Origin of the sequence: Histophilus somni 2336, assembly GCF_000019405.1 — a bacterium.
Lineage (GTDB): Bacteria > Pseudomonadota > Gammaproteobacteria > Enterobacterales > Pasteurellaceae > Histophilus > Histophilus somni.
The window spans coordinates 1566931-1591059 of record NC_010519.1 but is presented as its reverse complement, the minus strand read 5'-3'; the positions used below and the strand labels follow the sequence as shown (position 1 = coordinate 1591059).

Genomic DNA, 24129 nt, shown 5'->3' with positions numbered 1-24129 from the left:
TCTGTATATTTTAATAACTTTACAGATGATTGAAACTGCATTTAGTTTATTCATTTATACCCATTTTTATAAAAAACTGTTGACCTTGCAAAAGATAGTAAGCAATATAGCGGGCAATTTTACAAAAATACAGCGAATTAGGTAAATAAAAATATGAGTAAATCCTTAGTAATTGTTGAGTCGCCGGCAAAAGCGAAAACTATTAATAAGTATTTGGGTAATCAATATGTAGTTAAGTCCAGTGTAGGGCATATTCGTGACCTGCCTACGGTAGGTGAAAGTAGCGGTGAAAAAGCGAAACCTATTTCAACGAAGGGATTAAGTGCGGAAGAAAAACAACGCATAAAAACGGAAAAAGAGCAAAATGCGTTGGTAAAAAGAATGGGAATTGATCCTTATCATAATTGGGAAGCTAAGTATCAAATTTTACCCGGTAAAGAGAAAGTGGTTTCTGAACTCAAATCTTTAGCAAAAAAAGTTGATCATATTTATCTCGCTACCGATTTGGATAGAGAAGGGGAGGCGATAGCTTGGCATTTACGCGAAGTTATTGGCGGTGAAGACAGTCGTTTTAGTCGAGTAGTATTTAATGAGATTACTAAAAATGCGATTAAACAAGCTTTTGAGAAACCTGAACAGTTAAATTTAGATCGTGTTAATGCACAACAGACTCGTCGCTTTTTAGATCGTGTAGTGGGTTTTATGGTATCACCGTTACTTTGGAAAAAAGTGGCACGAGGTCTATCTGCCGGTCGAGTTCAATCTGTGGCAGTAAAATTAGTCGTTGAGCGTGAGCGTGAAATTAAGGCTTTTCAACCTCAAGAATATTGGGAAATTTCTGTTGATAGTAAAAACAGTCAAAAACGACCTATTCGTTTAGATGTAGTACAATTTCAAGGGAAAAAATTTGAACCTAAAAATATCGAACAGGCGAGAAGTGCGGTAGATTTTTTACAAATTTCCGATTATTTCGTCAAAGATCTTGAAATAAAACCAACGACGTCAAAACCAAAAGCACCTTTTATTACTTCAACTTTACAGCAAAGTGCCAGCACAAAATTAGGTTTTGGCGTAAAGAAAACGATGATGTTAGCACAACGTTTATATGAAGCGGGTTACATTACTTATATGCGTACAGATAGCACAAATTTAAGTAAAGATGCCTTAGAAATGGTGCGTAATTATATTGTGCAAGAATTTGGACAAGCCTATTTGCTGGATAAACCGAATTTCTATTCCAGTAACGAAAATGCACAAGAGGCACATGAAGCAATTCGTCCTTCTGATGTGAAACAATTGGCAGATAGTTTAGAGGGAATGGAAAGAGATGCAGTGCGTTTATACGATTTGATTTGGCGACAATTCGTTGCTTGCCAAATGCCAGCCGCTAAATATGACAGTACAACCGTAACCGTCCAATCAGGAGATTATGAGTTAAAAGCCAAAGGACGTGTTTTACGCTTTGATGGTTGGACAAAAGTATTACCTCAATCGAATAGAAACCCTGAAGATCAAGAGTTGCCGATAGTGAAAGTTGGAGAGAAATTAAGTTTAACTAAGGTTGAACCTCAACAATATTTCACCAAACCACCAGCACGTTTTAGTGAAGCTGCCTTAGTTAAAGAATTGGAAAAACGAGGGATTGGTCGTCCTTCTACTTATGCGGCAATTATTTCCACAATTCAAGAAAGGGGCTATGTTCGAGTTGAAAATCGCCGTTTTTATGCAGAAAAAATGGGGGAAATTGTCACAGATCGATTGAACCAATCGTTTGCTGATTTAATGAGTTATGATTTTACTGCTAATATGGAAAATATACTTGACCAAATTGCAGACGGTAAGAAAAATTGGAAAGAAGAATTAAATCAATTTTTTAAAGATTTTAGCCAACAATTAACACAAGCTGAATTGGATGAATTGGACGGAGGAATGAAACCAAATAGTTTGGTTGCAACAGATATAGGTTGCCCAACTTGTAACCGCCAAATGGCTATTCGTACTGCCAGTACCGGTGTTTTTTTGGGCTGTTCCGGTTATGCCTTACCTCCCAAAGAGCGGTGCAAAACCACAATAAATTTAATTCCGGAAGCGGAATTATTAAATGTTTTAGATGAAAGCTCTGAAACAAAAGCCTTAATGGAACGTAAGCGTTGTTCGAAATGTGATACTGCAATGGACAGTTATTTGATTGATACGACAAGAAAATTGCATATTTGTGGAAATAATCCAAATTGCGATGGCTATTTGGTCGAACAAGGTGAATATAAAATTAAAGGCTATGAAGGTCCTATAGTTGAATGCGATAAGTGCGGTGGTGAAATGCACTTAAAATTAGGACGTTTCGGTAAATATATGGGCTGCACGAATTGTGATAATACTCGGAAGATTTTAAAAAGTGGGGAAGTGGCACCGCCAAAAGAGGATCCTGTACATTTTCCTGAATTAAAATGTGAAAAATCGGATGCTTATTTTGTATTGCGTGATGGGGCGAGTGGTGTGTTTATGTCAGCACATAATTTTCCAAAATCACGAGAAAGTCGTCCTGCAAAAGTGGCTGAATTGGCTCAATATCAAGATCGCCTGCCGGAAAAATTACGCTATTTAGCTGATGCGCCAGTTAAAGATCCTGAAGGTAATGAGGCAATTATTCGCTTTAGTCGTAAAGAAAAACGTCAATATGTTACCTCAGAGAAAAATGGTAAAACAACAAAATGGAGTGCCTATTTTGTTGATGGTAAATGGGTGGAGAATAGCAAATAGCCATAGCCATAGAGCCATAGCCTTTTAAGGGCTACCCCAATCCATATTCTTCACCATCTTTGTTGTTCGTACTTAGAATCTTTTTCGAATCGGACGGGTTGATAAAATTTAGGGGGAATCTGAAGTTGCGGTGATTAAAACGATGTTTGTGCCATCTCAACAAAGCAATTAATCCCGGCTGGGTTGATTGAAGGAAAAATTGAAGGAAAAAAATGAACACTCAAAACATTGTAATTCTAATTTCAGGGCGTGGCAGTAATATGCAGGCTGTAGTTGAAGCTCGAATTGAGGGTGCAAATGTGGTGGCGGTATTGGCTAATAAAGCTGATGCTGCTGGTTTGGCATGGGCGGAAGAACAAGGTATTGCTACCGGTGTGGTCAGTCACAAAGATTATCCTGAACGTAGCGATTTTGATGCGGCTTTGATGAGAAAAATCGATGAATACCAGCCTGATTGGGTTGTTTTAGCAGGCTTTATGAGGATACTTACGCCAGAATTTTGCACGCATTATGCTGGGAGGTTGATTAATATTCACCCATCGTTATTGCCCGCATTTACTGGGTTGGATACGCATCGTCGGGCATTGGAAGCAGGATGTCGTGTAGTTGGGTGTACGGTGCATTTTGTAACGGCAGAGATGGATTGCGGACCGATTATCGCACAGGCGGCTGTGCCTGTGGCCGATGATGATTCACCGGAAACATTGGCGGCACGAGTTTTAGCTGCAGAACACCGTTTGTTACCAAGAGCCATCGCTGATTGTGTGACGGGACGTGTGCGGGTTGAAGGTATGCGGGTACATCGTGGAGATGATGGCGTACTACCTGAATCTTTGCTACTTTGAAAACAGTTGATTGATAAACCTGTGTTTTAGGCAATCCAGCATTATCTTAGAGATTGTAAGGATATTGAGTTTTTATTCAGACGGAATGTTAATTTCACGTATCTTCATATTTAAACCATCAATCATCAATAAACGTCCTGATAATATTTTGCCTATATTTAACCGCACTTTTATTGCTTCCAAGGCTTGAATTGCCCCTACAATGCCGACTATTGGAGATAAAACACCAGCTTCCACACAACTTAGCGTATTTTCACCGAATAGACGGCTTAAATGTTGGTAAGTTGGTGTATTTTCTTCATAAGTAAACACCGAAACTTGCCCTTCCATACGAATTGCCGCACCTGATACTAAAGGCGTTTTTGTAGCCAAACAACAGCGATCTAGCTGATTACGGATTTCTACATTATCAGTACAGTCTAAGACTGCATCAAAGTGCGGTACAATTTCAGCAAGTTTTTCTTCGTTCAATTTTTCTGCAATACATTGAATTTCAATATGAGGATTCAGTTGTTGCAGGGCGATTTTAGCAGATTGTACTTTGAGCATATTTAAACGCTCATCATTATGCAGTACTTGGCGTTGTAAATTAGAGAGAGAAACAGTATCAAAATCAAGGAGAGTTAAATGCCCTACACCTGTGCAAGCAAGATACTGAGCAGCAGCACAACCCAATCCTCCCAAGCCGACAATAAGCATTTTTGTGCCTTTTAACTTTTCTTGACCATCAAAATCAATTTGTTTCATGATAATTTGACGGTTATAGCGTAATTCTTCTATTGTTGAGAGTTCGATTTGCATAAAGATCCTAGTTTAAAATATCACTAAAAGGTTCTATAGTAACGATGCTACCGGCTTCGACATTTCCACGTTCTTGTTCCAAACGAATAAAACAGTTACTGTTCACAAAGGCACTAAAAAGATGAGAACCTTGTTGTCCGACAGGATAAACTTCAATTTGCCCTTGTGTATTGAGTTGGTAAAAACCACGCTGAAAATCAATCCGACCAATAGATTTTTTCAATTTTGTAGCACTGATTGCTTTTAATTGTTGTGGCATTTTCCATTGTGTATAGCCACTTAATTTTGCTATTACGGGCTGCACAAGTTGATAGAACGTCACTAAAGCTGAAACCGGATTGCCGGGCAGTCCGCAAAACCAAGCGTTATTTAATTTACCGAAAGCAAAAGGCTTGCCCGGTTTCATTGCAATTTTCCAGAAATTAATTTCACCGCACTTTTCTAAGACAGCTTTGGTAAAATCAGCCTCTCCAACAGAAACTCCACCGCTACTTATCACTAAATCAGCCTGTTTTTGAGCCTTAAAGAAAGTTTGCTCGAAAAGTTGTTCATCATCGGGAAGAATACCAAAATCTAAGATGTCACAAGGAAATTTTTCCAGCATTAATCGAATTGTAAAGCGATTGCTATCGTAAATTTTTCCTTGTACTAAAGGCTGTCCAACGGATACAAGCTCATCGCCCGTTGAAAATAGAGCAACTTTGGGTTTCTTATAAACTTTTACGTGAGAGATGCCTAAAGAAGCTAAAAGCGGGAGTGAACGTGCGGTCAATTTTGAGCCCATTTTTAATGCAATATCACCCACTTTTATATCTTCTCCTAAACGACGAATGTTTTGGTGCAATTTAGGTATTTCATTGATGGTAACTGTGCCGTCTTCGTTTATTGTAACATTTTCTTGCATTACAACGGCATCAGTACCTTCAGGAAGCATTGCTCCGGTCATAATTCGAATAACACTTTTTTCTTGCCATTGCTCGTTGAATGGATTACCAGCGAAAGATTTCCCGCATATAGATAGCGTTGTTGAATGTTTCAAATCTGCCAAACGTACTGCATAACCGTCCATTGCAGAATTATCAAAAGACGGTACATTAATCGGTGAAATAATATCCTCTGCACAAATGCGAGCCACTGCTTGTTCCAATGTTAGCGTTTCAGTTTTATTTATAGTTGCTAATTGCGAAAGCATTTGCTGTAAAGCTTGTTCAAGAGATAGCATAGAAATCCTTGTAATAATGTGAAAAAACAGCTCACATTTTACTTTAAATTCAGTAATTGTTATACCTAATAAATAGAGATTTCAGCTTTTATTTGCTAGAATGTCAGGCATTTTTAAAGGATATAACGATTTTACGGGAAGTAGTCATGAGCAATTTATCTCCGGAAGCGATTAAGGTTCGTAATGCTTTGGTTGAAAAAGGAATTGAAACACCAATGATTGATCTTGTGCAAGATAAAGATCAACGTCGTCAAGGTATTGAACAACATATGCGTGAGGTTATAAAACTGATTGGTTTAGATTTATCTGATGACAGTTTGGAAGAAACACCGGCACGTTTATCAAAAATGTTTATTGATGAGATTTTTAGTGGTTTAGATTACGCTAATTTCCCTAAAATTACTAATATTGAAAACCGCATGAAAGTAAGTGAAATGGTGCTAGTTGATGATGTGACTTTAACCAGTACTTGTGAACATCATTTTGTAACTATTGATGGTAAAGTGTCAGTAGCTTATTACCCGCAAAAATGGGTGATCGGTTTATCTAAAATTAATCGTGTTGTTGCTTTTTTTGCACAACGTCCTCAAGTTCAGGAACGTCTAACGCAACAAATTTTGTTGGCATTCCAAACCATTTTAGAAACGGAAGATGTAGCCGTTTATGTTAAAGCTACGCATTTTTGCGTAAAATGCCGTGGAATTAAAGATACCAATAGTTACACTGTGACATCGGCTTTTGGCGGAGTATTTTTGGACGACAGAGAAACCAGAAAAGAGTTTTTAACCTTGTTAAAAAAATGAGTTATATTTATTTTTTAATTATAAGGGGAGATTTTAGCCCAGTGAAAATTTGGGCTACATAAAATCTATAAATAACGCACAAACTTATCTAAATTCAATTCTCGATTTCCTCGATCACTTTTTTGTTCTGCTGTACCAAGCATCAATAATGCAATGATTTTATCATTTTTTTCACAATCAAAGGCTTGACGCAAAGCAGAGCCTTTAACCCAAGGACCGCTGATCCAAACATTATCAAACCCTTGTGCATTTGCGGCTAATTGCATAGCGTAAGCAGCACAACCAGCGGTAATCATTTGTTCCCATGCCGGTATTTTTTCAATATCAGGATTTATTTTGGCAATTACACCGATGATCATCGGTGCTCTTTGGGATAAATTCTTGGCTTTTTTTAACCGCTCTTGTCCAAGATCTAATTCCAAAACAGCTTCTTTTAGTAACTCTGTAAATTTATTCAACCCTTCCTTTTCTATAACAACAAAACGATAGGGGTGTAATTTTCCATGATCCGGTGTATGCAGTGCAGCTTGAAAAATTTGTTCAAGTTGTTGCCGAGTTGGAGCAGGTGAAATTAATTTTTTTTCTGAATGACGAGTGGTAAGAAGTTGTAGAGCATCCATTTTAGTTCCATCTTGTTTTTCATCTTAAAAGTGCGGTGGATTCTAGCACATTTTTACCTTGATCGATATGAAGTAAAAGGAAATTGTGGTAAGGTACGACATTTGTTTTAACTTAGTAAAGGATAATATGAAAGTGATGTTGACCTTTCTCAAATTGTGCTGGCAAATGCTCAATTTTGCTCGTCGTGTTGTAATGAATATAGTATTTCTTTTTTTCGTTTTATTGATTGTAGCAGTGTTTTCGGTTAATTCGAGTATGTCGAATAAAGTAGATTTAACTCATTTTAAAGGGGCGTTGCTATTAAATTTGGACGGCTATTTGGCAGATAATCGTAGCGATGATACGGCATGGCAAGAGCTTCTTTTGGAATTAGGTAATCAACATGTACCGAGAAAAATCTCAACGTTTGATGTTGTTAATGCCATTCAAGCGGCTAAAAAAGATCCAAAAATTACCGCACTTGTTCTTGATCTCAATTATTTTGATGGGAAAGATATTCCTGCGTTAACTTACATTGGGAAAGCTATTCAAGCCTTTAAAGCCAGCAAGAAACCAGTGATTGCTTATGCGGATAACTATACGCAAAGTCAATATTTATTGGCAAGTTATGCGGATGTTATTTTGTTAAATCCACAAGGTGAAGTGGCGATAGAAGGTATGGTTGCAGAGAATTTGTATTTTAAATCGCTATTTAATAAATTGGAAATTACACCGCATATTTTTCGTGTAGGTACTTATAAATCTGCGGTAGAACCGTTTATGCTCGATAAAATGTCAGAAAAAAGTCGTGAAAATACAAGCCGTTGGCTTAACCAATTATGGAAAAGTTATCAGCAAATTGTGGCTGAAAATCGTGATATTCCATTAGCACAGGTGTTACCGGATAGTAAAACATACCTTAGTGAATTAAAAGCACTGAACGGAAATCAAACTGAATATGCGAAAAAGCGTGGTTTAATAACAGAATTAGCGGTAACGCAAGAACGAGAAAAAATCATTAAACGTTGGATAGTTAATTCTGATGATAAGTTGGATTTTGTTGAATTTGAGGATTATTTGGCAATATTGAAAAATCGATTTGCACAACCTACACAACCTGCTATTGCCGTGGTAAATGTTGAAGGGGCTATTGTCGATGGCGAAAGTGATGAACAAAATGTGGGCGGAGATAGCATAGCACAATTATTACGTGAGGCGAATGATGATCCAAATATAAAAGCGGTTGTATTGCGAGTAAATAGTCCGGGTGGAAGTGCGTTCGCTTCAGAAATTATTCGCCAAGAAGTAGATAATTTACAAAAATCAGGAAAGCCAGTCGTTGTTTCGATGGGGGCAATGGCGGCTTCCGGCGGTTATTGGATTTCCTCAACGGCAGATTATATTGTTGCTGACCCTAATACAATTACAGGGTCTATCGGTATTTTTGCCATGTTTCCAACGTTTGAAAAATCTATGCAAAAAATTGGTGTGAATGCCGATGGTGTTGCGACAACTGATGTGGTGATGAAATCACATTTCAGCCCGTTATCTAAAATCAGCAGTGAGATTATTCAATTAGAAATAGAGCATGGTTATGATCAATTTTTGGATGTTGTTAGCCGTGGGCGTAATTTATCAAAAACACAAGTTGATAAAATTGCTCAAGGTCAAGTTTGGTCAGGTTTTGATGCTTATACGTATAAACTGGTAGATCAACTGGGCAGTTTTGATGATGCAGTCGAAAAAGCTAGAGAATTAGTGATACAAAAATCTTCAGAAGAAATAAAAGATTTTTCTGTTGTTTGGCTAACGGAAAAAGAACCGTCATTATTGGGGGAGTTGATGAAAAATGCTAAACAACATTCAGAACATAATCTTCGTCAGTATATTGCCCATTTATTCGGCTTTTCTACATCAATGCAGAAAATGACTGAGCAATTAGGTATTTTAAATAAATTTAATGATCCCAAAGGGCAATACTTATATTGTTTGAATTGTGGTGAATTGAAGTAATAAAAAAAGTGCGGTTATTTAATAAAAATAACCGCACTTTTTTAAACTAGATAACTCTATAAATGTAAAATTCGCAGAAACTACAATTTTTTAACACAATAGCAATTATTTAATCAAAACGTTGAGGTGTCTTGAAATAATCCTACTTTTAAATCAGTTGCCGTGTAAATGACTTTACCGTCAACTTCAACTTCACCGTCCGCCATTCCCATGACTAATTTACGATTGATTACACGTTTCATATTAATACGATAAATAACTTTTTTAGCCGTAGGTAAAATTTGACCGGTAAATTTTACTTCTCCTACACCCAAGGCACGTCCCTTTCCTTGACCGCCTATCCAACCAAGATAAAATCCAACTAATTGCCACATAGCGTCCAAACCTAAGCAGCCAGGCATGACCGGATCACCGATAAAATGACAACCAAAGAAAGACAAATTCGGGTTAATATCCAATTCAGCTTCAACATAGCCTTTATTGAACAATCCTCCTTCCTCATTCATTTCTACAACACGATCCATCATTAACATACTGGGGGGCTGGTAGCTGAGGTCCTTTTTCACCAAATAATTCACCTCTTCCAGAAGCTAACAAATCTTCGTAACTATAACTATTTTTTTTATTCATCATATTAACTAATCCCCACATAAGATATCAAAGTTACTGTTAACTCGTTTATTCTATCAAGATGAATATAAATATAAATAGCCAACAATTATTTTCCTAACTTATCGGAGCAGTCGAGTAATTATATGAAAAATGATTTTATCTTATAAAACGAGAGTGAGACTTTTATCGTCTTACTCTCGTTTTAGCTAAATTGGGATGGAGGAAAAAAAGACCAATAAAATAGGGGGAAGAATATTAGTGATAAAACCAAAACTAATTGCTAACGGTACAACTTCAATTCCTCCGGAACGTTGGATAATAGGAAGAGTACAATCCAGCGATGTTGCTCCAGAAATACCTACTGCGGTAGAGCGGTAGTTTAGCATCAATAAAGGAATAATAAATAAGCTAGTTATTTCTCTTGATAGATCATTTAAAAAAGCGATGCTACTAAAAACAGGTCCCCAAGCATTATTAATGATTACGCTGGATAAAGAATACCAACCAAATCCCGAAGAAATGGCAAGTCCTTGTGTAATAGGCAAGTCGAGAATATAAGCAGAAAGAATTCCGCCTAACAACGAAGTAAAAACGAAGATAATACCTGTATAAAGTCCACGTTTATTAAAGAAGACTTCTTTTAAGGAGATACCATTATTACGCAATTGTAATCCGACGAAAAAAATTAAAGTTATTAGAATATAAGTGCTTGCACCAAATTTTAACATAAACCAACTTTTTACCGATAAACCGATCACAAAGCCTAATAACACCATTGCACAAAGTTTCGCACTGTCAAGAAGTAATTTCCAACGAGAAGGCATTTCTTTGGCGAGATGGGGTAATGGACTGGGATTTAATTTATCGTAAATTAACAGCCCCATAATATTGCAACTTTGAATAGTTAACGCAAAAGTAAAGGCGGAGATACCAATTATCGGTAGTTGTTTCGCTAAATCATCCAATTGACCTAGAGAAAATCCCATCACGAATAAGATCATATATAACAATATCATCATAATATGATTTATGCGTGTTAAAAGTGCGGTATTTTTTGTTTTGATTAAATATCCAATGAACATTGGAACCAATACAATAAGCAGTCCTTCATACATATTCATCTTCCTTCCAAAATACTTGAAAGCGTTGTTTTACCACATTAAGGTTATCAGTCAAGTCCAATTACAGATTACTTGTAAAAATCACCGCTCTTTTATAGCTGTTGAGTGTTAAAAAAGAAAAAACCGCTATTCAAAGATTGAATAGCGGGGAGGTCTTAATATAAGAAACTTTAACATTAAAAAGACAACTGCAATTGCAGTGCACTAGCGATCTATAAGACTATCAACATAAAAAATAGTTCATAAAAATATTAAATTTTTTGCAAAAATTGTTTTATTTGTTCAAAAATCCCTTCAGCATTTAATTTTAACTCAGCCAGCATTTCTTTTTGTGTACCTTGAGGGATAAAGTTATCCGGTAGCCCCAATTGCAATAATGAAACTTTTTGTTGCTGCTGATATAAAGTTTCAGCTACCGCACTTCCGGCTCCACCCTGAATTGCATTCTCCTCTAAGGTAACAATTAAAGAATGAGTTTGTGCAATTTCTTGAATACGTTGAGTATCCAAAGGTTTAACAAAACGCATATCAACAACGGTTGCATCAAGATCTTCAGCAACTTTTGTTGCTTCTGACAATAAAGTACCAAAGTTTAAAATAGCAATATTTTTACCTTGTCTAATCAGCTTTGATTTACCCAATGGTAGTTCTGCAAGCGGTTCTAACTTAACACCGATTGCATTGCCTCGTGGATAACGTACAGCAGCAGGTTTTCCACATTTATAACCGGTATAGAGCATTTGACGACATTCATTTTCATTGCTTGGTGTCATAATCACCAAGTTAGGAATACAACGCATAAAACTTAAATCGAATGCACCTTGATGAGTCTGTCCATCTGCACCTACTATGCCGGCACGATCAATAGCAAATAGCACGGGTAGGTTTTGAATGGCAACATCGTGAATAAGTTGATCATAGGCTCGTTGTAAGAACGTTGAATAAATGGCTACAACAGGTTTGTAGCCTGCAATTGCCAAACCGGCGGCAAAAGTTACCGCATGTTGTTCTGCGATTGCCACATCAAAATATTGCTGTGGAAATTGTTGCGAAAACTCAACCATGCCGGAGCCTTCACGCATAGCTGGCGTAATACCGATCAGTTTTTCATCTTGTGCTGCAATTTCACATAACCAACTGCCAAAAATCTGTGAGTAAGTTGGCGTCGTTGAGGATTTAGGTAATTCCCCTAATTTATGATCAAATTTAGGTACTCCATGAAAGCCAATAGGATCTTTTTCTGCCGGAGCATAGCCTTTCCCTTTTTTCGTTTTGATATGTAAGAATTGCGGACCGCTCAATGATTGCATGTTTTTTAAAGTCGATATGAGTTCATGGATATTATGCCCATCAATAGGTCCAATATAATTAAAACCGAGTTGTTCAAACAGGGTTCCCACTGGGGAAACGAAACCTTTGACATGTTCTTCGGTTTTTTTGACAAACTCTTTAATCGGCGGAAGTCCTGAAAGAATTTTTTTACCGCTTTCACGCAAAGTAGAATAAATTGAACCGCTTAATAAGCGAGCCAGATGATTATTTAATGCCCCCACATTTTCTGAAATTGACATTTCATTATCATTTAAAATAACTAACATATCTGTATGTACGGAGCCTGCATGATTTAATGCTTCAAATGCCATACCTGCAGTAATTGCACCATCACCGATTACACAAATTGTTTTACGTCCGAGATTTTCTTTCTGTGCGGCAATCGCAATGCCGAGACCTGCACTGATAGATGTGGATGAATGTCCAACACTTAACACATCAAATTCACTTTCTTCACGCCAAGGAAATGGATGTAATCCGCCTTTTTGACGAATAGTTGACATTTTATCTCGACGGCCGGTAAGGATTTTATGTGGATAGGCTTGATGCCCTACATCCCAAAGTAACTGATCGAAAGGTGTTTTGAATACATAATGTAAAGCTACAGTTAATTCAACCGTGCCAAGACCTGAGGCTAAATGCCCACTGCTTTGGCTTACACTTTCCAATAAATAACTACGTAACTCTTGACAAAGTTGCGGTAATTTGTCTTTACTTAATAATCGCAGATCATCAGGTGAATTAATTAGAGAGAGAAGTGGATATTTATTCATTATTTGTTATTCCATTTTTATTTTAACCGCACTTAGCTTTGCCGATTTACGACAAACTCAGCGAGTGCATGCAATGCTGAAGTGTCAAAGGGCAAAGCATCCAATTCTTGTAGTGCTTGATGATAAAGTTCTTGTGCCTTCTGTTTTGCACCATCTAAACCTATAAGTTTTGGATAAGTACTTTTATCGGCAAGGAGATCAGATCCGGCAGTTTTTCCAATCACAATACTTTCACCTTCAATATCTAAAATATCATCTTGTACTTGAAAAGCTAAACCCACAGCAGAGGAGTAGTGCATTAATTGTTCTTCTAATTTTATATTTGCAAAGTGCGGAGAACAAATAAACCCCATCTTCACTGCAGCTGACAACAAGGCACCTGTTTTATTGCGATGTATCTTTTCAAGTGCGGATAAATTAATTTGTTGATTCTCTGAGATTAAATCTAAACTTTGCCCTAAACACATACCTTTAACACCAGAAGCATTGGCTAAAGTTTGAACTAAAGCTAATTTTTGTTCGGCAGACAAATCGGGTGTTTGAGTTAACAGCTCAAAAGCAAAAGGTTGTAAAGCATCGCCGGCAAGAATAGCGGTAGCATGATCAAAGGCAATATGGCAAGTTGGGTGTCCACGACGGAGTGAATCATTATCCATAGCCGGAAGATCATCATGAATGAGTGAGTAAGCATGAATAGCTTCAATAGCCGCTGCTGCATAATCTAATTGAATTAAATTCGCTCCGAGCATTTTTCCTGTTGCATAAACTAAAAAGGGGCGAATACGTTTTCCACCTAACAATAATCCATATTTCATCGCCTCAGCTAAAGGAGATGGAGAACTATCAATGCACTCGAATTGTTTTTCTAAAAAAAAATTAATTCGTTGTTTGGATTCTTGGAGATCTTGAGCAAATTGATACATTAGAAACTAACTATTTTATTCACTTGGTTGATAATCGCTTAATTCTGCATTTTCACTTTTTTGCAATAAAATTTGAATGCGTTGTTCAGCTTGTTGTAAACGCTGTTGACCGGCTTGAGCCAACTGAATACCCCGCTCAAACTCTTTCAATGCGTCTTCAAGAGCAAGATCGCCATTTTCCAGTACATGAACAACAGACTCAAGTTGAGCGAGGGTTGTTTCAAAGTTGAGTTCATCAGTTGCATTTTTGTCAAGTGTCTGTGCCATATTAATCATCCTTGCTTCATCTTAAATCAGGGTGTCTATTGTACTGTATTTTATGAATAAAATTATATAGCAAATGAAAAATTAATTTATATCATTTGGCATGAATGCTAATATGTCACGAAACTTAAGGCAATTCAGTATGCGAAACGTGTGCTGAAAATCATCAAATTAAAGCTATGTAAACTCATTATGAAATTTATTATTAAACTTTTTCCTGAAATTATGATTAAAAGCGAAAGCGTACGTAAACGTTTCGTGAAAATTCTAACCGGTAATATTCGCAATGTATTAAATAAATATGATGATACTGTTGCAGTAGTTAAACATTGGGATTACATCGAAGTGCGGTCGAAGAATATAGAAAACCGGACACTATTGGTTGAATTACTCGGACGTATTCCCGGAATACATCATTTCTTAGAAGTGGAAGAAAAACCTTTTGTCACATTGCACGATATTTTTGAGCAAACTTTGAGTGATGTAGCAACTCAGATTGAGAATAAAACATTTTGTGTACGAGTAAAACGCAAAGGAAAACATGATTTTAGTTCATTGGATGCTGAACGTTATATTGGCGGAGGTTTAAATCAAGCCGTTGCAAGTGCAAAAGTGCAGTTGAGCAAACCGGATGTTACCGTCAGAATTGATATTGAAAATGACAAAATGATGTTGATTAAAGCTCGTCATCAGGGGATTGGTGGTTATCCTATCGGTACACAAGAAGATGTTTTATCGCTTATTTCCGGTGGATTTGATTCCGGTGTATCCAGCTACATGTTAATTCGTCGTGGCTCGAGAGTACATTATTGCTTTTTCAATTTAGGCGGAGCAACTCATGAAATTGGCGTGAAACAAATGGCGTATCATATTTGGAAGCGTTTTAGCGGTTCGCATAAAGTGCGATTTGTTGCTATTAATTTTGAACAGGTTGTTGCGGAAATTTTAGAAAAAGTAGATAACGGACAAATGGGTGTTGTGTTAAAACGTATGATGGTGCGTGCGGCAAGTAAAGTTGCACAACGTTTCGGCATTCAAGCGATTGTAACGGGGGAAGCACTGGGACAAGTGTCGAGTCAAACATTAACTAATTTACGCTTAATTGATGAGGTGGCTGAAAGTTTAGTTTTACGCCCGTTAATTACGCATGACAAAGAACAAATTATTGCTAAGGCAAAAGAAATTGGTACAGAGGACATTGCTAAATCTATGCCTGAATTTTGCGGTGCCATTTCTAAAAGTCCGACAGTAAAAGCTGTAAAAGAAAAAATCGAACAGGAAGAAAGTTATTTTGATTTTTCCGTGCTGGAAAGTGCGGTGCAAAATGCACAATATTTAGATATTCGTCAAATTGCCGAACAAACAAAAAAAGAAGTATCTGAAGTTGATGAAATAACGGTTTTATCGGCTAATGAGGTGATTTTAGATATTCGCAGTCCGGAGGAAGTCGATGATAAACCACTGGAAATCTCAGGACAGAATATTATTTTAATGCCTTTTTATAAATTATCTTCACATTTCGCTGAATTAGATCAAAGTAAAAATTATGTTCTTTATTGTGAACGAGGGGTGATGAGTAAGTTACAAGCCCTATATCTTCGAGAGAAAGGGTTTGATAATGTGAAAGTATTGAATAAAATCAGTTAAAAGCATTAGGTGCAAAAGCTAATTGGTTGCTGATGCAATTAGACTGCAAATGAAGGTATAAATTGAGTAGACTACATCATTAGGGCGAATATTATTCGTCCTTTTTAATAAGAGTGATCTTGTAGATTAATTCCGCCACTGTTTGTGCTTGCATTTTTTCCATAATATGTGAACGATGTACTTCAACTGTTCTGACGGATATATTTAGAGTTTCTGCAATTTGTCGATTAATATAACCTTTTAATAATAAAGATAAAACTTCTAATTCTTTAGTGCTAAGTTGCTTATAACATCGTTTGATTTGATATTGTTCATAATTCTCCATTGTTTTTTTTCTCGCCAGTTTAATGGCTGATTGTAATTGGCTAAATTGCATAGGTTTTTGTAAAAAATCTACTGCACCTAATTTGAGTTCTTGTACTGCCATTTGGATATCGCCATGACCTGTCATAATAATTACAGCAAAAGGGCTATTTTGTTGCTGTAAAAATTGATGAACAGCTTTTCCATCTAAATGAGGCATTTTCATATCCAATAACAAAATTCCAGGTTCAAAAATATTAGCTTGTTGTACAAATTGCTGACTATTAGACCAAGTTTTAACTTGATAACCTGCTTGCTCCAATAAAAAACTAGCGGCATCAAGTATTGTTAAGTCATCATCAAGTAGATGAATATTCATACTATTTTCCTTTTATTTGTAAGATTAAGGTCACTTCTGCCCCAGATTGATCCTGTCTATTTGATAGCTTTATATTACCGTTCATCGCTTGGATTAGACGTTGACACAATACTAATCCCAAGCCCAATCCTTGTTTTTTACTTGTGCGGAAAGGAACAAAAGGAAAATCCAACTCTATTTGTTGAAAACCTGTTCCGTTATCCAAAATTCTTATTTTTAGTTCTTTTTGCTCTTTCTCTACTATAATATCTATCATTGATGCTTTTGCTTGTAAGGCATTTAATAAACAGTTACAGATAATTTGTTCTAAAATTGTGGTTTTTATTTCCAAATAAATATCTGTTGCACAAACTAGATTAATTTGAAATTTATTATAATGTTGTAGAGAAATGAATTGAGTCACTTTTTTTAGTAAATGTTTGAGATTGATTAACTCAATATCTTCGCTACTTTTTCCTTTTACCCAATTCATTAAGTTATGAATAATCTCCGCACTTCTATCTACTTGTTGTAATATTTTATCCAATACGATTTGAGTTCTTTGTTCTTCTGCTTGATATTTCATACCTTCCACATACATTCTAATAGCAGTAAGAGGTTGATTAATTTCATGAGCAATACCTGCACTCATTTCTCCAAGAATAGAAAGTCTATCAGCCTGTATCAACTGTTGTTCATATTTTTGATGTTGTTGATACGCTTGTTGTAAGGCTTTACTTTTTCTATGTATCTGCCAATTTATCCAAATATAATTAACGAATAAAAGCAGAATAATACCAGTAATCCAAAATTGATATTGTGAGAACCAATATTTTATTGCTTGCCATAAATTTTGTTTCGGGTGTTTATATAGCTGATGCAGTATATTATCCGCTTGATTTGTTGAATATGGAGGTGTCCATTGCGGAAGATTATCAGACGCTTGATTAAGCAATAGGGTTATTAATTTTGATGCCAAGTCACCGGGTACTTGTGGCATTGCAGCTAATGACCAATTGGGTAGTAAGACTGTACTCGCCAGACAACCAATGTGGTTAGGTTTTTCTGCCAATAGACGGAAATTTTCAGCCTTTATTTTTCCCTCTTTTACCAATTGCTCAAAAATACAAACGGGAACAATTGCCGCATCTACCTGTTTCTCTTTTAAAAAAAATAGTGTATTGTCTACCGGAAATCCCGTAAAAACCGGCTTGAAATCTTTATTTTCCATCAAGCCTTGGTTATATAATTCGTTATAACCTAATAAAAATCCGCCAAATGCTTTATTTCCTACCGCACTTATACGTTTATTCTTCAAATCTTTCAATTGATAAAAATTACTTTCACTACGAACAAAAATAGCACTACCAACTCTTCCTGTGCTGTCATGTTGTTTTTGTCTTAGCGATTTTAATGTTACCAACCAACGAACTTCCTTATTATTTAAATAAAAAAATTGGGATTGGTTACTTAAAATAAAGTCAACTCCTTGTGCTTGTTCTGTCTCTAGATCATTAAGATCGAGAGTAACTAATGAAAATTGGTTATGTTCATCAAATTGTTGATTTAGCCAATCAATCCAAGGTTGCCAACGCTCATGTGCTTCAGCAATTCCTCGCTGTGCCAAAATACCGATTTTCCAAGATTGTGCAAAAGCTAACTGGGGCAATAAAGCCATTATTAACATAAAATTTTTTAAAAACTGACCGCACTTTCTCACTTTATTTCCTTTTATTGATGAAGATCAATATCCTCATATTTTTATGTGGAAAACCACAATGGTTTTTTCATGGAGATTTTTTAACAATACGCTAAAAGAGGTAACAACTCAATTTTATTAAATATTTTATTTGTGAGTGGGAAGATTAAGCATTGATATTCAGACAACCTGAATTGATCAACTTGAATGCTCAATCTTTATTAGAGGTAGGAGTGATTATGTACATAAGCAAAAGACGTTTTTTGAAAAACTTATCAGTACTAACTATTGGGCAGGCTTTTATCCCTTTTTCTCAAGCGAATACAAGTTTTCAGCCGGAAAGAAAAGAGGGTAATGAAGCTCATCGCTATGCCATGTTAGTTGATTTACGCCGTTGTATCGGTTGCCAATCTTGTACGGTGAGTTGTTCGGTGGAAAATCAAACACCACTTGGCGAGTTTCGCACTACCGTACGTCAATATGAAGTCACCAATGAACAGAATATTACCAATAATGTTCTACTTCCTCGATTATGCAACCACTGTGATAACCCTCCTTGTGTGCAGGTTTGCCCTGTACAAGCAACTTATCAGCGTAAAGACGGTATTGTTGTGATTGATAACAAACGCTGTATTGGTTGTGCTTATTGTGTACAAGCTTGTCCTTATGATGCTCGTTTTATCAACTCAGAAACTAAAACTGCAGATAAATGTACTTTTTGTACTCATCGTTTAGAAGCAGGATTATTACCTGCCTGTGTAGAGAGTTGTGTGGGAGGAGCTCGTATTATTGGGGATTTACGGGATCCAACCAGTACAATTAGTAAAATGGTAGATGAATTTAAAGATGATTTGAAGGTTTTAAAACCGGATCACGGTACCATTCCACATGTATTTTATCTAGGTTTAGATGATGCTTTTGTGAATGAAGTTAACGGTCAACCAATGTTATGGCAAGATAAGGAGAAAGCAGAATGATTATTCGTGAGATCTTAGTAGAACCACAAGCTATTGCTTGGCTACCTTGGGCGGTAAGCTATTTTTTCTTTATTGGACTAGCCTGTTCATCTGTTTTGACTGCGTTCTTCTTTCATTTTATTAAAAATTCACGTCTTGAATTGCTTGCTCTTAGCTTAGCGTTCAGTTGTGCAATTGTTGCACCTATTGCCTTAACTGCGGATTTACATCAACCGGGTCGTATTATGAATTTTTATTTGAACCCAACGATATGGTCTTGGATGTATTGGGGAGCATGGTTTTTACCTTTCTTTGTTTTATCCGTGGCAGGATATTTTTTATGTTCATTACGTACCTCAGTTCCAATGCAATCTATTCCTAAGTATTTTCACTGGCTTTATTGGGGGAAATTCAATACTGATTTAATTAAAGTCTTTTTTGTTTGGCTTTCTTTAATTATGACAATATTGATTTTAATGTATACCACGATGGAGGTCTTCACTGTACAGGCTCGTCCTTTATGGCATCACACTTGGCTTTTACCTTTGCTCGTATTTAGTGTTTTACCCGTCAGCTTATTATTTTGTCATTATTTTATACCTCAAGTTTATGCTCTCAGATACTTTACTATCGCCAGTTTATTAGGGTTAACGGTTTCTATTTTAGGGCTTTATCTATTTTCTGAGCAAACAGCTATTCATTTAATGAAATTATGGCAAATTAGCTATTCACCGATGTTATTACTCATCGGGATCTTCGTTTTGTTCATATTGCTGTTATTGCCTCATTCAACTTTCCTAAGGTTATTACGAATATTAACCGCACTTTGTATCACTTGGCTTACCCGTTGGATTTTATTAATTGAAGTACAGCAAATCGCAAAATATAACGCTTTGGTAAATCCATATCAATTGAGTTGGAACGTAGATGGGCTAATTGGAATGATAGCTGTCTTTAGCTTGTGGTCATTAGTAGGTATTATTTTATGGCAACTGCTATCTCATACACTATTGCAATCAAATTTGGGGAGAAAAGATCATGAATAAACAAAGACGTAATTTGATAAAAGGAGCTTTGGCTACAACTGCCGCTACTGCTTTTGTTGCAGGTTATTCTCCCAAAGTAAAAGAAATTGCAAAGGGCGTAATTGAAGGTTCTTCAGGACAAAAAACACAAGACAATATAAATGGAAATTCTTTATTACCTGAATATCAAGTCAAAGAGGGCAATTTATTAACCAATAGCCAACAAGTAGTATGTAATACCCAATGTATGGGGTGCTGGACTCTATGTGGTTTACGGGTTCGAATAGATTTAGAAAAAAATAAAGTATTGCGTATTAACGGTAATCCTTATCACCCGCTCTCATCAGATCATTACCTTGATTATAATCAATCAATTAAACAAGCAGAGTTAAGCGTTTCTGGTGAAAATGGCTTACAGCAACGTTCTACTGCTTGTGTCCGTGGAGCTGCATTTTTAGATGGGATAAATAGCCCTTATCGTATTACACAACCTCTTAAGCGAGTAGGTAAAAGGGGAGAAGGTAAATGGAAAACGATCAGTTTTGAGCAATTAATTGATGAAGTTGTGAATGGCGGAGATCTATTTGGAGAGGGGCATGTAGATGGATTAAAAGCGATTCGTGATTTGCAAACGCCAGTGAATGCACAACACCCTGATTTTGGTGCAAAAGTAAATCAACTGATGGTAACCTTCGCAGGTCCTGAAGGAAGACAACCTCTTCTGAAACGTTTTGCAAACAACAGTTTTGGTACCATTAACTTCGCCTCTCATGGCTCTTTTTGTGGTTTATCCTATCGTGCCGGATCCGGTGCATTTATGAATGACTTTGCTAATAATTCTCATGCTAAACCTGATTGGGATCATGTTGAATTTATTTTGTTTATGGGAACTTCTCCTGCACAATCCGGAAATCCATTTAAACGTCAATCTCGTCAGCTTGCTAAGAAGCGTACAGAGGATAATTTTGAATATGTCGTGATAGCACCTCGTTTAGAGCTTACCTCAACTGCAGCACAAGATAAAAATCGCTGGGTACCAATTATTCCGGGTAAAGATCTTTCTTTAGCACTAGCCATGTTACGTTGGATTATTGAAAATGAACGTTATAACGAAGATTATTTGTCTATACCAAGTGAAATTGCGATGCAACAAGCTAATGGCGTAAGTTTTTGTAATGCAACACATTTATTTATCGCCGATCCAAATCATAAGCAGTATGGGCAAGCCATTAGAAATTTTCATATAGAGGATTTACCCGAACCTGAAAAATTGAGCGATAGTGATATTTTGGTGAAAGATCGACAAACAGGCAAATTTATAGCTGCCAAAGATTGCCAAAGTGCGGTGCTTTTTGTGGAAGACAGGATAAGCCTTAAAGACGGCTCACAGGTTTTAGCTAAATCAGCTTTACAATTATTCAAAGAATCTTGTTTTTCATACTCCATCGAGGAATATTCTGAGCAGTGTGGTGTACCTGTTGATACTATTATTCAACTTGCTAAAAAGTTTACTTCTCATGGACCTCGTGCGGCAGTTATTACCCACGGTGGAACTATGCATAGCAATGGTTTCTATACAGCATGGGCGATATTGTTACTTAATGCCATGATAGGAAATATGAATAAAAAAGGTGGTATGAGTATGAGTGGCGGTAAATTTAAAGATTTTGCTGCTGGATCTCGTTACAATCTTGCAAATTTCCCCAATATGGTTAAACCCAAAGGAACAAATTTAGCGCGTAGTAAAAAAGATTATGAAAAATCCAGTGAATTTAAACAAAAAGTAGCACAAGGTATTTCTCCATATCCAGCGAAAGCCGCTTGGTATCCTTTTGTTGGCGGACAAATGTCAGAAATGATTACTTCTGCCTTACAAGGCTATCCATACTCACTTAAAGCTTGGATTAATCATATGGGGAATCCAATTTATGGTATGACAGGTATTCACCATATTACGCAACAGAAATTAAAAGATCCGAAAATCTTACCGCTCTTTATTTCTATTGATGCTTTTATGAATGAAACTACCGCCCTTGCCGATTATATTGTGCCGGATACCCATAATTTTGAGAGTTGGGGATTTAGTACCCCTTGGGCTGGTGTTCCAACAAAAACCAGTACTGCCCGCTGGCCTGTGATAGCATCGCCTAATGAGAAAACATCTCAAGGCGATACTATTTGTATGGAAAGTTTTGTTATCGAAATTGCTAAGATGATGCAATTACCTGGATTTGGTGATAATGCTATCTTAGATAAACAAAATCATTCCTATCCTTTAAATCGTAGTGAAGATTTCTTTTTACGAGCAGCTGCCAATATAGCTTATGATGGAAAACAGCCGGTACAAGATGCAACTCAAGAAGATTTATTGCTAACGGGTGTACAACGTTTGATGCCAAGTTTACAACAAGTGTTAAAACCTGAAGAAATTAAGAAAGTGGCTACAATTTACTGTAAAGGCGGACGTTTTGCTCCTCATAGCAGTGCATGGCAGGAAGATAATATGCAGGCTCGCTGGAAAAACTGTTTGCAAATTTGGAATGAAAATGTAGCAAAAGCCAAACATGCTCAAACCGGTAAAAATTATCACGGCTGTCCAACGTATTTTGAAGATCAGTTTGCCGATAATAGCACAGTTGAAAGCCATTACCCTAAAATACAATGGCCATTTAAATTAATTTCCTTTAAATCAAATTTAATGAGTAGTATTACAGCACCTTTGCTAAGATTACATAGTATTAAACCTAATGGTATTGTGGCAATTAATCAACAGGATGCTACGGAATATGGATTACATCATGGTGAGCTTGTGGAGCTAAATACCCCGGGAGGAAAAGCTGTTGTGCAGCTGGTTGTGATGAACGGTGTCATTAAAGGGACAATTGCGATTGAGCATGGTTATGGACATAAACAACTGGGGGCTACAGGTTATACAATTAATGGGAAATTAATTGAAGGACATGCTCAGATTGGTTCCGGAGTTAATATTAATGATCTTGGTTTGTTAGATAGTACCAAAGAGATTGCCTCGCCTTGGGTTGATTGGGTATGTGGCTCCGCTGTTAGACAAGGAATTCCAGCTAAATTAGTCAAACTTGCTTAGGTGAAAAATGATGAGCTAATTCTGTCAATAATTCGTCAATCGCATTACAAAGTAAAGTGCGGTCGTGGCGGTAGCCTATATCATCGGCTTTAAGTTGGCGAGCCATGATTTTTATTGAGGAGGCGTGATAATTCTGTTGCGGCTTGCTTTGAACGATCGCACCATCAATAATATCACAACCAATAGTTTGATTAATCCATTGAATGCGATCGATTAAAGATAATTTGGCGGCAGGACCGTGTTCTACACCTAAATTATCAATAAAGATTTTCTTAGCTTGACTATTTTTCAGTACCTCAATAATTTCTGGTAGTAATAATGGCGGCATAATGCTGGTTAAGAAGCTACCCGGACCGAATAAAATGACTTCCGCTTGTTTTAAAGCTTGAATTGCTTCAGTGGTAGCCTGTACTAATGGAACTAAAAAAATAGATGTAGGGATTTCGGTTAATTGATCAATACTTACTTCTCCAACGATACTTTTACCGGGAGACAAGGAGGCGGCAAGGTGTACAGGGCTTTCAGACATTGGCACAATAAAAGACCGCACTTTGAGAAGATCTCGAATTAAATTAACCGCATCTGTTGGACGGATATTCATATTTTCCAGTGCTTTCAGCATTAAATTACCTAAATTATGCCCTGCTAATTCACCTTGACCGGAAAAACGATATTCAAATAAAGCAGATGCTGTACTAGGTTCTGCAATGATCTGATTAAGGCAATTGCGTAAATCACCCCAAGCAATGCCGCCCTGAGTTTGTCGAATCCGCCCTGTTGAGCCGCCATTATCTGTTGTAGTAACAATACCGGTAAGACGCTCATTCATAAAGCTCAATGCAGACATGACACGTCCTAACCCATGACCCCCACCGATTGCCACAATGTGTTTGACTTGATCTAAATAGGTATGTCGGCTGTGTAGGGTCAAATCAGACATAAACGTTCCTTTTCATGAAAAATAAGTGC

Annotated in this window: 18 protein-coding genes and 1 pseudogene; 8 read left to right on the top strand and 11 right to left on the bottom strand. The window is 36.7% G+C overall.

The window, feature by feature from the left end; all coding sequences use genetic code 11:
- Positions 1–153 precede the first annotated feature (153 nt).
- Complete coding sequence (gene topA, locus HSM_RS07165) at positions 154–2760, top strand: type I DNA topoisomerase (RefSeq protein WP_012340540.1); 2607 nt, start codon at positions 154–156, stop codon at positions 2758–2760.
- Between the two features lie 212 nt (positions 2761–2972).
- Positions 2973–3605: a phosphoribosylglycinamide formyltransferase gene (gene purN, locus HSM_RS07160; protein WP_012340539.1), complete on the top strand. Its 633-nt coding sequence runs from the start codon at positions 2973–2975 to the stop codon at positions 3603–3605.
- A 72-nt stretch (positions 3606–3677) separates the two neighbouring features.
- On the opposite strand, the gene moeB is transcribed toward purN, so the two are convergent.
- Together moeB and moeA are read right to left on the bottom strand one after the other, a co-directional pair.
- Complete coding sequence (moeB, locus tag HSM_RS07155) at positions 3678–4406, bottom strand: molybdopterin-synthase adenylyltransferase MoeB (protein ID WP_011609065.1); 729 nt, start codon at positions 4404–4406, stop codon at positions 3678–3680.
- Positions 4407–4413: 7 nt separating this feature from the next.
- Entirely contained in the window at positions 4414–5628 is a 1215-nt protein-coding gene (gene moeA / locus HSM_RS07150; protein WP_012340538.1) for a molybdopterin molybdotransferase MoeA, read from the bottom strand.
- 146 nt (positions 5629–5774) lie between these two features.
- Here moeA and folE point away from each other — a divergent pair, with 146 nt between their 5' ends.
- Entirely contained in the window at positions 5775–6431 is a 657-nt protein-coding gene (gene folE, locus HSM_RS07145) for a GTP cyclohydrolase I FolE (RefSeq protein WP_011609063.1), read from the top strand.
- Between the two features lie 65 nt (positions 6432–6496).
- Here the strand turns inward: folE and HSM_RS07140 are convergent, their stop codons facing one another.
- Positions 6497–7051: an NAD(P)H nitroreductase gene (locus HSM_RS07140; RefSeq protein WP_012340537.1), complete on the bottom strand. Its 555-nt coding sequence runs from the start codon at positions 7049–7051 to the stop codon at positions 6497–6499.
- 136 nt (positions 7052–7187) lie between these two features.
- Between HSM_RS07140 and sppA the strand changes: the two genes are divergently transcribed.
- Positions 7188–9044 carry a signal peptide peptidase SppA gene (sppA, locus tag HSM_RS07135; protein ID WP_178384297.1) on the top strand — a complete coding sequence of 619 codons (1857 nt, stop codon included), beginning with the start codon at positions 7188–7190 and terminating at the stop codon, positions 9042–9044.
- Between the two features lie 113 nt (positions 9045–9157).
- Here sppA and fabA read toward each other — a convergent pair.
- The 5 genes and pseudogenes from fabA to xseB form a co-directional block, all read right to left on the bottom strand.
- A pseudogene (fabA, locus tag HSM_RS07130) lies at positions 9158–9677 on the bottom strand (bifunctional 3-hydroxydecanoyl-ACP dehydratase/trans-2-decenoyl-ACP isomerase).
- 185 nt (positions 9678–9862) lie between these two features.
- The gene (locus HSM_RS07125; RefSeq protein WP_011609059.1) at positions 9863–10771 is read right to left on the bottom strand and encodes a lysine exporter LysO family protein; all 909 of its coding nucleotides are present in this window, start codon (positions 10769–10771) and stop codon (positions 9863–9865) included.
- 257 nt (positions 10772–11028) lie between these two features.
- Positions 11029–12882: a 1-deoxy-D-xylulose-5-phosphate synthase gene (gene dxs, locus HSM_RS07120; protein ID WP_012340534.1), complete on the bottom strand. Its 1854-nt coding sequence runs from the start codon at positions 12880–12882 to the stop codon at positions 11029–11031.
- Positions 12883–12914: 32 nt separating this feature from the next.
- Entirely contained in the window at positions 12915–13805 is an 891-nt protein-coding gene (gene ispA / locus HSM_RS07115; protein WP_012340533.1) for a (2E,6E)-farnesyl diphosphate synthase, read from the bottom strand.
- Between the two features lie 15 nt (positions 13806–13820).
- Positions 13821–14072: an exodeoxyribonuclease VII small subunit gene (xseB, locus tag HSM_RS07110; protein WP_012340532.1), complete on the bottom strand. Its 252-nt coding sequence runs from the start codon at positions 14070–14072 to the stop codon at positions 13821–13823.
- Between the two features lie 189 nt (positions 14073–14261).
- Between xseB and thiI the strand changes: the two genes are divergently transcribed.
- A complete protein-coding gene (thiI, locus tag HSM_RS07105) occupies positions 14262–15716 on the top strand; it encodes a tRNA uracil 4-sulfurtransferase ThiI (protein ID WP_012340531.1) in 1455 nt (484 codons plus the stop codon).
- 91 nt (positions 15717–15807) lie between these two features.
- Here thiI and HSM_RS07100 read toward each other — a convergent pair whose 3' ends face one another.
- Together HSM_RS07100 and HSM_RS07095 are read right to left on the bottom strand one after the other, a co-directional pair.
- Positions 15808–16398 (bottom strand): response regulator, encoded by a 591-nt coding sequence (locus tag HSM_RS07100; protein ID WP_012340529.1) that lies wholly within the window; start codon positions 16396–16398, stop codon positions 15808–15810.
- 1 nt (position 16399) lies between these two features.
- Positions 16400–18097: a sensor histidine kinase gene (locus HSM_RS07095; protein ID WP_011609053.1), complete on the bottom strand. Its 1698-nt coding sequence runs from the start codon at positions 18095–18097 to the stop codon at positions 16400–16402.
- 218 nt (positions 18098–18315) lie between these two features.
- Here HSM_RS07095 and ttrB point away from each other — a divergent pair, with 218 nt between their 5' ends.
- Genes ttrB through HSM_RS07080 form a run of 3 tightly spaced genes read left to right on the top strand, consistent with a single transcriptional unit; the run spans position 18316 to position 23160 of the window.
- Positions 18316–19053, top strand: coding sequence for a tetrathionate reductase subunit TtrB (ttrB, locus tag HSM_RS07090; protein WP_012340527.1), 738 nt, complete (start codon positions 18316–18318; stop codon positions 19051–19053).
- Positions 19050–20078, top strand: a complete 1029-nt coding sequence (gene nrfD, locus HSM_RS07085; RefSeq protein WP_012340526.1) for an NrfD/PsrC family molybdoenzyme membrane anchor subunit — start codon at positions 19050–19052, stop codon at positions 20076–20078. Before ttrB ends, nrfD begins: the two co-directional genes overlap by 4 nt.
- On the top strand, positions 20071–23160 hold the full coding sequence (locus HSM_RS07080; RefSeq protein ID WP_012340525.1) for a tetrathionate reductase subunit A: 3090 nt from the start codon (positions 20071–20073) through the stop codon (positions 23158–23160). Before nrfD ends, HSM_RS07080 begins: the two co-directional genes overlap by 8 nt.
- Here the strand turns inward: HSM_RS07080 and HSM_RS07075 are convergent.
- Entirely contained in the window at positions 23147–24100 is a 954-nt protein-coding gene (locus HSM_RS07075; protein WP_012340524.1) for a gluconeogenesis factor YvcK family protein, read from the bottom strand. The genes HSM_RS07080 and HSM_RS07075 overlap by 14 nt on opposite strands.
- Between the last annotated feature and the right edge of the window lie 29 nt (positions 24101–24129).

What these genes read in the sequence shown, in the direction of transcription:
- topA (WP_012340540.1), top strand. Translation starts at nt 154, where the DNA reads ATGAGTAAATCCTTAGTAATTGTTGAGTCGCCGGCAAAAGCGAAAACT.
- purN (WP_012340539.1), top strand. Translation starts at nt 2,973, where the DNA reads ATGAACACTCAAAACATTGTAATTCTAATTTCAGGGCGTGGCAGTAAT.
- moeB (WP_011609065.1), bottom strand. Translation starts at nt 4,406, where the DNA reads ATGCAAATCGAACTCTCAACAATAGAAGAATTACGCTATAACCGTCAA.
- moeA (WP_012340538.1), bottom strand. Translation starts at nt 5,628, where the DNA reads ATGCTATCTCTTGAACAAGCTTTACAGCAAATGCTTTCGCAATTAGCA.
- folE (WP_011609063.1), top strand. Translation starts at nt 5,775, where the DNA reads ATGAGCAATTTATCTCCGGAAGCGATTAAGGTTCGTAATGCTTTGGTT.
- HSM_RS07140 (WP_012340537.1), bottom strand. Translation starts at nt 7,051, where the DNA reads ATGGATGCTCTACAACTTCTTACCACTCGTCATTCAGAAAAAAAATTA.
- sppA (WP_178384297.1), top strand. Translation starts at nt 7,188, where the DNA reads ATGTTGACCTTTCTCAAATTGTGCTGGCAAATGCTCAATTTTGCTCGT.
- HSM_RS07125 (WP_011609059.1), bottom strand. Translation starts at nt 10,771, where the DNA reads ATGTATGAAGGACTGCTTATTGTATTGGTTCCAATGTTCATTGGATAT.
- dxs (WP_012340534.1), bottom strand. Translation starts at nt 12,882, where the DNA reads ATGAATAAATATCCACTTCTCTCTCTAATTAATTCACCTGATGATCTG.
- ispA (WP_012340533.1), bottom strand. Translation starts at nt 13,805, where the DNA reads ATGTATCAATTTGCTCAAGATCTCCAAGAATCCAAACAACGAATTAAT.
- xseB (WP_012340532.1), bottom strand. Translation starts at nt 14,072, where the DNA reads ATGGCACAGACACTTGACAAAAATGCAACTGATGAACTCAACTTTGAA.
- thiI (WP_012340531.1), top strand. Translation starts at nt 14,262, where the DNA reads ATGAAATTTATTATTAAACTTTTTCCTGAAATTATGATTAAAAGCGAA.
- HSM_RS07100 (WP_012340529.1), bottom strand. Translation starts at nt 16,398, where the DNA reads ATGAATATTCATCTACTTGATGATGACTTAACAATACTTGATGCCGCT.
- ttrB (WP_012340527.1), top strand. Translation starts at nt 18,316, where the DNA reads ATGTACATAAGCAAAAGACGTTTTTTGAAAAACTTATCAGTACTAACT.
- nrfD (WP_012340526.1), top strand. Translation starts at nt 19,050, where the DNA reads ATGATTATTCGTGAGATCTTAGTAGAACCACAAGCTATTGCTTGGCTA.
- HSM_RS07080 (WP_012340525.1), top strand. Translation starts at nt 20,071, where the DNA reads ATGAATAAACAAAGACGTAATTTGATAAAAGGAGCTTTGGCTACAACT.
- HSM_RS07075 (WP_012340524.1), bottom strand. Translation starts at nt 24,100, where the DNA reads ATGTCTGATTTGACCCTACACAGCCGACATACCTATTTAGATCAAGTC.